Annotated in this window: 9 protein-coding genes; 5 read left to right on the forward strand and 4 right to left on the reverse strand. The window is 57.9% G+C overall.

Translation table 11 applies throughout. From position 1 onward, the window contains the following. Positions 1–15 precede the first annotated feature (15 nt). The 3 genes from ABY948_RS03155 to ABY948_RS03165 are packed head-to-tail and all read left to right on the forward strand — an operon-like array spanning position 16 to position 2,152. The gene (locus ABY948_RS03155) at positions 16–765 is read left to right on the forward strand and encodes a TSUP family transporter (RefSeq protein ID WP_461481061.1); all 750 of its coding nucleotides are present in this window, start codon (positions 16–18) and stop codon (positions 763–765) included. Then, positions 762–1,091, forward strand: a complete 330-nt coding sequence (locus tag ABY948_RS03160) for a hypothetical protein (protein ID WP_461481062.1) — start codon at positions 762–764, stop codon at positions 1,089–1,091. The genes ABY948_RS03155 and ABY948_RS03160 overlap by 4 nt, the downstream gene beginning before the upstream one ends. Next, entirely contained in the window at positions 1,088–2,152 is a 1,065-nt protein-coding gene (locus ABY948_RS03165; protein ID WP_461481063.1) for an AI-2E family transporter, read from the forward strand. The genes ABY948_RS03160 and ABY948_RS03165 overlap by 4 nt, the downstream gene beginning before the upstream one ends. 54 nt (positions 2,153–2,206) lie before the next feature. On the opposite strand, the gene ABY948_RS03170 is transcribed toward ABY948_RS03165, so the two are convergent. After that, a complete protein-coding gene (locus ABY948_RS03170) occupies positions 2,207–2,548 on the reverse strand; it encodes a hypothetical protein (RefSeq protein WP_461481064.1) in 342 nt (113 codons plus the stop codon). A gap of 217 nt (positions 2,549–2,765) precedes the next feature. Between ABY948_RS03170 and ABY948_RS03175 the strand changes: the two genes are divergently transcribed. After that, positions 2,766–3,944, forward strand: coding sequence for a magnesium transporter (locus ABY948_RS03175; RefSeq protein ID WP_461481065.1), 1,179 nt, complete (start codon positions 2,766–2,768; stop codon positions 3,942–3,944). 190 nt (positions 3,945–4,134) lie between these two features. Beyond that, complete coding sequence (locus ABY948_RS03180; RefSeq protein WP_461481066.1) at positions 4,135–4,878, forward strand: helicase associated domain-containing protein; 744 nt, start codon at positions 4,135–4,137, stop codon at positions 4,876–4,878. Between the two features lie 102 nt (positions 4,879–4,980). On the opposite strand, the gene ABY948_RS03185 is transcribed toward ABY948_RS03180, so the two are convergent. From ABY948_RS03185 to ABY948_RS03195, 3 genes are all read right to left on the reverse strand, one after another. Next, entirely contained in the window at positions 4,981–5,766 is a 786-nt protein-coding gene (locus tag ABY948_RS03185) for a DODA-type extradiol aromatic ring-opening family dioxygenase (protein ID WP_461481067.1), read from the reverse strand. 122 nt (positions 5,767–5,888) lie between these two features. Then, positions 5,889–6,578, reverse strand: coding sequence for a VIT1/CCC1 transporter family protein (locus ABY948_RS03190; RefSeq protein WP_461481068.1), 690 nt, complete (start codon positions 6,576–6,578; stop codon positions 5,889–5,891). 321 nt (positions 6,579–6,899) lie between these two features. Next, entirely contained in the window at positions 6,900–7,097 is a 198-nt protein-coding gene (locus ABY948_RS03195; RefSeq protein ID WP_461481069.1) for a hypothetical protein, read from the reverse strand. Between the last annotated feature and the right edge of the window lie 296 nt (positions 7,098–7,393).

Genomic DNA, 7,393 nt, shown 5'->3' on the forward strand with positions numbered 1-7,393 from the left:
TCGACGTTTAGACCCATGCCAGATCCCGCTGTTTTTTCCATCCTGGTCGTGATCGCCTTTGTCGCGGGTTTTATTTCCTCCATTGCCGGGGCCGGTGGCGTGCTGACCCTGCCGGCACTGCTGTGGGCGGGATTGCCGCCCATCACTGCGCTTGCCACCAACAAGTTGCAGAGCACCCTCGGTACCCTGTCGTCCACCTGGAACTTCTTTCGCAAGGGCCACCTGGATCTGAAACCGCTGTTGCCGTCGATGGTCACCGCGCTCCTCGGCTCCTCGCTCGGCACCTGGACAGTGCAGCAGGTGGGCAACGAACTGCTGTCGAAACTGATACCGCTGTTGCTGATTGCCATCGGGCTGTATTTTCTGGTTTCACCGCGCATTACCGATGAGCACCGTGAAGCGCGACTGACACCGCTGCAGTTTGCCTTCACGGCGGCCCCCCTGATGGGGTTTTACGGCGGCTTTTTCGGGCCGGGCATGGGTTCTATTTTTCCCTTTCTGATGGTGTGGCTGATGGGCTACGGGCTGCGCAAGGCCACCGCCCAGACCAAGGCCATGGTGTTGTCGGTCAATGGCGTGTCGGCGACCATTTTTATTATTGGCGGCCATGTGGTCTGGCCCCTGGCCATCGCCATGTCGCTGGCGCAAATTGTCGGCGCCCGGTTGGGCTCCAATCTGGTGATCAGCCGCGGCGCGACACTGGTGCAGCCGGTGATCATCGCGGTGACATTGATCGTCGCCCTGAAATTGCTGGTGCTGCCGTGACCTTTCTGCTCACCCTGCTGATGACGTTTATTCTGGTGTTGATTGCGCTAATGGTGTTTATGCGTTTTGGCACGCCCTATTATCAGCTCAAGAAACACAATGTGGTCACCCTGTTGCATATGGTGGTCGAGGGGCAGGCCAGCGAGAATGACTGGCAGGTATTTCTGGGGATGCCGATCAGACATAATGACCGCCTTGAGGCCGTGCGGGTGCAGTGCTGTGAGATCAGTGATCGCGAGTACATCGGCGGCAGTTCACTGTTGACGGCCAAAGGCATCGACGAAATCCGGCTGTTGCTGGCCGAACTGGAAGGAGAGGAAGAATGAACAGGGAATCTTCGCCGATGGCGCGGGGCATAGTGATTGCCGCGGCCTTTGTGGTGCTGGTGGCGGGGCTGAAGGCGGCGGAGACCCTGCTGGTACCCTTCCTGCTGTCGGTGTTTATCGCGCTGATCTTTTCTCCGTTGCTGGCCTGGCTGAAAAGACATCGGGTGCCAAACGCTATCGCCATCTGCCTGATTATTGCTCTGGTGGTGCTGGCGGGCTGGCTGATCGGCATTCTGGTGGGTGCTTCCATCAACGATTTCCGCCAGAACCTGCCGCAGTACCAGGAGCGCCTGCAACAGATGAGCGGCGGCTCACTCACCTGGCTGAGTGAGCGGGGCATGACCCTGGACATGGAACAGATGCGCCAGAGCTTTGATCCCGGCAAGGTGATGCAGCTGGCGGGCAATACCCTCAGCTCCTTTGGCAACGTCATGACCAATGCCTTCATGATCCTGCTGACGGTGATCTTTATCCTCGCCGAGGAGGTGGGGTTCAGTGACAAACTGCAGGCCGCCCGCCAGGATACCGGTGCCACCCGCGAGGCGCTGGTGCGGTTCACCCAAAGTGTCAACAGCTACCTGAGTATCAAATCCCTGCTCAGCCTGCTGACCGGGGTGCTGGTGATGATCTGGCTGTGGATTCTGGGGGTGGACTACCCGGTGATGTGGGGGTTGCTGGCCTTTCTGCTCAACTTTGTGCCCACTGTCGGCTCCATCATTGCGGCGGTGCCGGCGGTGCTGCTGGCGCTGATCCAGCACGGACCACTGTCAGCGGGGCTCGCTGCCCTCGGGTATCTGGTGGTGAATGTGGCGATCGGCAATGCCCTGGAACCCAGAGTGATGGGCCGGGGGCTCAACCTGTCGCCATTGGTGGTGTTCCTGTCCCTGGTGTTCTGGGGCTGGGTGCTGGGGCCGGTGGGTATGCTGTTGTCGATCCCCCTGACCATCATGGTCAAGATCGCCCTGGAAAATCACGGGGATACCTACTGGCTGGGCGTCATGCTCGGTGCCGGGGCGCAACCGCAGTCAACCTCGAGCAATGGGGACGAACAGTCCGGCTGAATCCCTCTCGCCCAGTGGCCGGCTCATAACGTTCACATGCCCTCCTGACTCGGGTCATGACAGTTTGTCGTCGAAGTACATGCAAACCTGATCGTGGCCCGCCCTGCTGGTCGCCTTGATGAGGCCGGCTTTATCTACCGTCAGCTCGAAAATACAGCTCGCTTCGACGGAGCGTTTGTAGTTGCCGTAGGAAGAGCTTTCCACCCGTTCATGGCGTTGCCAGCGATAATGTTTGCCGGCGCTGGTCTCGGTAATTTGCTCCGGCGGCCCCAGCTTTTCGATCACGCTTTCAATACCGGTGCCAAGCAGTTTATGGCCGGGCGAGGGCGGCGCGGTTGCCGGGGATGAACAACCGGTCAGTACCAGTGTGAGTGCGATGGCAAGAAACTGTTTCATTGCGACTCCGTGTGCGGGGACTTCCATAAGGTTAGGGCATGCTACAGGTTGCTGCGCAGAATTACCTTTCCCCGCCGGCGACGGCGACTGTTGATCATCACCTGTGCCGCGCTTTTATACGGGGCTCCACCGCCCTGTAAATGACCGCTCAGGGCCGGTTAGACCATACTGATATACACTTTTTACTATTCGAGTACGGCAAAAAAGGTGACCTGCTATGAATACCAGCTCCCAGCCAACGTTGCTTGCGACGGTGGAAAAGCTCGACCCGGTCAAGGCGGCAGAGCTGCTCGGCGGTGAATCCCAGGCCATCATTCACGATCTGCTGGCCCAGTTGCCCCCTGAACAAGCGCTGTTGATTGCCTCCCACCTGCCCGGCACTGCGACCCGGGGCGAAGCAGAGACCACCGCCCTGGTCAGCGGCATTAACGGCACGGTCGAGAAACTGATGTCGCCACCCATCGGTGTGTTGCCGATGGCGACCACGGTTGCCGGCGCCCTGGATTACATTGTGCACCTCAAGGAGGTGTCCAGTATCACCTATATCTACGTGGTGGATGAGGCTTCCCACCTGATGGGCGTGGTTGCCATGCGCGACCTGTTATTGGCCAGTCCCGCCCAGACACTTGCTCAGATTATGACGTTTGAGCCATTTGCATTCACCCAGGATACCCGTATGCCGGAAGCGGTTAACGCCGCTCTCAAGCGCCATTACCGGCTGTACCCGGTGGTCGATGCGGACGATAAACTGATTGGCCTGGTGTTCAGTTGGAAGCTGTTCGAATACGTGGCGACGGAAATCAGTATCCAGTCCGGATCCATGGTGGGTTTGGACCGGGAGGAGCGCGTTACCACCTCTATTATCGAGGCCTTTCGCATGCGTCACCCCTGGCTGCAGGTCAATTTGCTCACGGCATTTGCCGCCGCTTTTGTGGTGGGGATGTTCGAGGATACCATCGCCAGGATCGTTGCCCTCGCCGTGTTCCTGCCGGTTTTGGCCGGGCAGAGCGGCAATACCGGTTGCCAGGCCCTGGCCATTACCCTGCGCGGGCTCACCCTGGGAGAACTGGGTGATTACCCGGTGCGCAAGCTGCTGCGCAAAGAGATAGTGCTGGGGGCATTAAACGGCTTGGCGGTTGGGCTGGTGGCGGCGGTGGTGATGTGGGTCTATGCGGGATACACCGGCGTTGAACAACCCTTCCTGTTGGCGGTTGTCATTCTGATCGCGATGGTTGGTGCCTGTGTCGGCAGCGGCATTTTTGGTGTGCTGGTGCCCCTGACCCTGAGGCGCCTGGGGGCGGATCCGGCCATGGCCAGCAGTATTTTCCTGACCACCTTTACCGATATCCTGGGTATGGGCTTGATGCTGTTCCTGGCGACCGCCCTGTTGTTGTAGTGGGATAACATCAGATATTACCTTGTTGACAGTGCCTGTGTGCCTGTAACAAATGGCCACTGCCCGTTCCTGTGATCTGAACCCTCGCTGCAGCCGTATTCAGCCCGAATAGGGTGATTTCTAGTTTGAGTATTCTAGTGGTTCTGTATTACTGTAGGCCCCAATTCAAAGTACCGATAAAGATAGAGCTATGAAAGACGTTCAATTAAGAAGTTACGATATCAAGCTTGAAGAAACCAATGCTGTGCCCTGGGAAGAGTGGTTCAAAGAAATCGCCGCCTTCAAGGCGGAATACGGCAACTGTATCGTGCCCCACGGTTTTAAGACCCAGTCTGGGCATTCACTCTGGCACTGGGTGGAGAAAGTCCGCCGTGATTATGCCGAGGGAAAAGTTTCCGAGGAACAATATCGGCGCCTTGATGAACTCCATTTTATTTGGGATATGGAGGACCTTACCTGGGAAACCGGCTTTGCCGCCCTGCAAAACTACTACGAGGAGTTTGGCGATTGTGTCGTTCCTCTCGGTTACCGCAACAAAGACCACTTCCTGCTCGGTCTATGGGTAAGCAATCAGCGGGATTACGATGGCGTTTACCCGCGGGATAAATATCACCGCCTTGCGGCGCTCGGGTTCATCTGGAACTTGCGCGAATATCAGTGGGAAAGGGGCTTTGCCGAGCTCAAGGCCTATAAAGCGAGACAGGGTGATTGCCTGGTGCCGAAAAAATATATCGTCGACGGTGATATGGACCTGGGTGCCTGGGTGACCAAACAACGGGCAGATCTGCACTTTAACTATCTCCCCGAGGACAAGATGCACCGGCTCAACGATATCGGCTTCTCCTGGGCGGCCACCGAAGCGAGTCCGCTGATCGTGATGGTGCCCAAAGAGGCTCCCGATGGGCAGGGTGACAGCCTCTCCAACCAGTCTTAGCCACCGTCGATTGGCTAAGCCATTCCAGAGTCAAAGGTAACAAAAAAGCATCGCGGTTTTCGCGGTGCTTTTTTATTGTCGGGCGCAATGTCCGGGAGCCCGCTACCAAAGGTAGAGGCTGGCCTTTTTACCCAAAATGTTTAGCCGGATGGCCTCCTCACCGGCCCGGTTTGCCAGGCCATAGCAAACGAGCAGGGGAAGCAGATGCTCTTCTCGCGGATGGCAGTACCTGGCAAAGGGTGCCTGGGCCCAGTTTTCCAGTCGTCTGGCCCGCTCTGCTTCATCGATTGAGGTCGTCGTACAGGTATCGATCAACCAGGCTTCGAACTGCTCATTCATCGTCTTTGTCTGCTCGGTATCCTGAGAGAAAAAAGCCTGCATATTGTGGAAGGAAAATCCTGAGCCGATTACCAGTAGCTCCTCGCCTGCCAGGGTGGACAGCGCCCTTCCCATGCGTAGATGTTCGGCCGGATCGAGGCTGTCGAGCAGGGACAGCTGCACACAGGGAATGTCCGCATCCGGATACATAATCTTCAGGGGGACAAACACCCCGTGGTCCAGACCCCGTTCCTCGTCGAGTTGAGCTTCGAAGCCGGCATTAACCAGGGCGGCCTGTGTTTGCCTGGCCAGCGCGGGTTCTCCGGGGCAGGGGTATTGAATGGCGTAAGCGGCGTCGGGGAAGCCGTAATAGTCGTAAACCAGACCGGGGTGCGGGTGGGCGGTGATAGTCGGCGCAGGGGCCTCCCAATGGGCACTGATGACCAGAATGGCCGAGGGCTTGTGGATTTTCTCCGCCAGCAGCCGGAGTTGTTTGACCAGCTCCGCGTGGTGCTGATCGCCGAGCACCGGGAGCGGTCCGCCGCCGTGGGATAAAAATAGCATGCGCATGTTTCTCGCCTGGGCTGATTTGACTGTGGCCACCTGAGTTCAGGTTAGGCTCGACGCGCGTCACTTGCCAGAACTCACCCCCAGTACCTCGTCAAAAAGGCGCATATCGGCAACACGGGGTTTCAGGCCGCCACCCCAAACAGCGCCCCGGCCCCAGCCGTCAACGCCATGGCTAATGCGCCCCAGAAGGTGACACGCAAGGCCGCTGTCGACATGGTCGCGCCGCCAACACGGGCGGACAGGGAACCCAGTAGCGCGAGAGACAGCAGTGAACCGCAGGCTACGGCCCAGAGCAGCGCGGTTGGCGGAAACAGGAGCACGGTCAGAAGGGGGAGCAGTGCGCCCAGGGCAAAGGTGCCGGCGGAGGCAAATGCAGCCTGTATGGGGCGCGCGCTCAGGCTGTCGGAAATGCCCAGCTCATCGCGTGCATGTGCAGCCAGGGCATCGTGCGCCATCAACTGGGTGGCGACCTCGGATGCCAGCGCGGCATCCAGCCCTCGATTGACATAAATGGTGGCTAATTCGGCGTGCTCATAGTGGGGCCGGGTGGCCAGTTCCTTTTTCTCCCGTACCAGGTCGGCGCGCTCGGTATCCGCCTGGGAACTGACGGATACATACTCTCCGGCGGCCATCGACATGGCCCCGGCGACCAGGCCGGCAATCCCCGCGACCAGCACCCCTTCGGAGTCTGTGCCGGCAGCGGCGACACCCAGCACCAGGCTTGCGGTCGAGACAATGCCATCGTTTGCGCCGAGCACGGCTGCCCGCAGCCAGCCGGTCCGGTGTGTTCTGTGTCGCTCAGAATGTCGCATAACCCCTCCCTTGAATGGCCCTGCAAAGGCGGTCATTGAAAACCTTTCTGATAATAAGCCGCTTTGACTCCAGAGCGATAATCTACTGTTTCCGGTATACCTGTTTCTCTGCCAGCTTTCGAGCACTTGACGATAAGGCCGCAGAGTATTGAATAAAGGCGGTGATCAGCGGTGGGAGGGGGGAGCGAGCTAATATCTATTCTGCAGGTTCAGAAAAACCGCAAAAGGTCTGGGTAGTGCTTTGGCTGCTCGTACTCAGCGGACTCAGCAAGCCATGCCGGAGGGTCCGGCAGGCACTTGAGGGGCTTGGAATGCGTTGTCTTAGGGTTTGACGACCACTTGCCAGAACTCGCCGTTCCAATCTACCCGGAGTTTCGTGGTTTTGAAGCTATGCTGGAAATAACCAACGAACAGGGTGCCATCGTCATGCACATTGTATACCTGACATTCGACGGCTTCTGAATCCAGAGATTCTTTCACCATGATCCAGTCGCGACGTTTTACTTCGGGTCGTTCCATTTTTCACCTCAGCTGTCTTTTTATAGGCGGGGCTGATCCCGCTTGTGCTGACTCAAAAAAAAAGCCCCTGCATAACAAGGGCTCTCAATAAGGCGGCGGGAGAGGGATTCGAAACCTATATCAGGTCTCGATACGTCTGGAGTTCCCAAAACGCTCCCATATTTCTCCCAACACTTCCCTTGGTTTTCAAAATAACTTGAAAAACAAGCTGTTATATGGCGGAGGGACAGGGATTCGAACCCTGGGTACCTCTCGATACGCCGGTTTTCAAGACCGGTGCTTTCAACCGCTCAGCC

This window comes from Porticoccus sp. (assembly GCF_041592135.1).
GTDB lineage: Bacteria > Pseudomonadota > Gammaproteobacteria > Pseudomonadales > Porticoccaceae > Porticoccus.

What these genes read in the sequence shown, in the direction of transcription:
- ABY948_RS03155 (WP_461481061.1), top strand. Translation starts at nt 16, where the DNA reads ATGCCAGATCCCGCTGTTTTTTCCATCCTGGTCGTGATCGCCTTTGTC.
- ABY948_RS03165 (WP_461481063.1), top strand. Translation starts at nt 1,088, where the DNA reads ATGAACAGGGAATCTTCGCCGATGGCGCGGGGCATAGTGATTGCCGCG.
- ABY948_RS03170 (WP_461481064.1), bottom strand. Translation starts at nt 2,548, where the DNA reads ATGAAACAGTTTCTTGCCATCGCACTCACACTGGTACTGACCGGTTGT.
- ABY948_RS03175 (WP_461481065.1), top strand. Translation starts at nt 2,766, where the DNA reads ATGAATACCAGCTCCCAGCCAACGTTGCTTGCGACGGTGGAAAAGCTC.
- ABY948_RS03180 (WP_461481066.1), top strand. Translation starts at nt 4,135, where the DNA reads ATGAAAGACGTTCAATTAAGAAGTTACGATATCAAGCTTGAAGAAACC.
- ABY948_RS03185 (WP_461481067.1), bottom strand. Translation starts at nt 5,766, where the DNA reads ATGCGCATGCTATTTTTATCCCACGGCGGCGGACCGCTCCCGGTGCTC.
- ABY948_RS03190 (WP_461481068.1), bottom strand. Translation starts at nt 6,578, where the DNA reads ATGCGACATTCTGAGCGACACAGAACACACCGGACCGGCTGGCTGCGG.
- ABY948_RS03195 (WP_461481069.1), bottom strand. Translation starts at nt 7,097, where the DNA reads ATGGAACGACCCGAAGTAAAACGTCGCGACTGGATCATGGTGAAAGAA.